A 610-nucleotide genomic window follows, 5' to 3' on the forward strand; every position below is an offset into this window, starting at 1 on the left:
CGGTGCGGCCTCGGCGCGGCTGCTGCTGACCAGCCTGCTGCGTGGCTCGGGCATGGACCTGGGCGAGGTGGTGGCGGTGCTGGACGAGGCCGGCCAGGAGCTGCGTTTCAACCGAGAGATCCTCTCCACCACGCTGGAGAACATCAGCGGCGGGGTCAGCGTGGTCGATCCGGAAATGCGCCTGACCGCGTGGAACCGCCGTTACCAGCAGATGTTCGGCTACCCCGACGGCATGCTCTACGTCGGTCGTCCGGTGGCGGACCTGATCCGCTACAACGCCGAGCGTGGCGAGCTGGGCGAGGGCGATATCGAGATCCAGATCAACCGCCGTATTGGCTACATGCGCGCCGGCTCGCCGCATGTGTTCGAGCGCACCGGTGCCGACGGCAAGGTGATCGAGCTGCGTGGCCAGGCGCTGCCGGGCGGTGGCTATGTCACCAGCTACAACGACATCACCGATTTCAAGCAGGCCGAACAGGCGCTGCGGGAAGCCAACGAGACGCTGGAGCAGCGCGTGGCCGAGCGCTCGCGGGCGGCCGAGGCCGCGCAGCAGTCCAAGACCCGCTTCCTGGCCGCGATCAGCCACGACGTGCTGCAACCGCTGAACGCG

Annotated in this window: 1 protein-coding gene; it reads left to right on the plus strand. The window is 68.2% G+C overall.

What is annotated here, in order from left to right; genetic code table 11:
* The coding region (locus JCM9942_RS17665) for a PAS domain-containing protein (RefSeq protein ID WP_157723094.1) at positions 1-610 on the plus strand (610 nt) is incomplete at both ends.

The sequence above is a fragment of the Stenotrophomonas pictorum JCM 9942 genome, from assembly GCF_001310775.1.
In the GTDB taxonomy this organism is placed as follows: domain Bacteria; phylum Pseudomonadota; class Gammaproteobacteria; order Xanthomonadales; family Xanthomonadaceae; genus Stenotrophomonas; species Stenotrophomonas pictorum.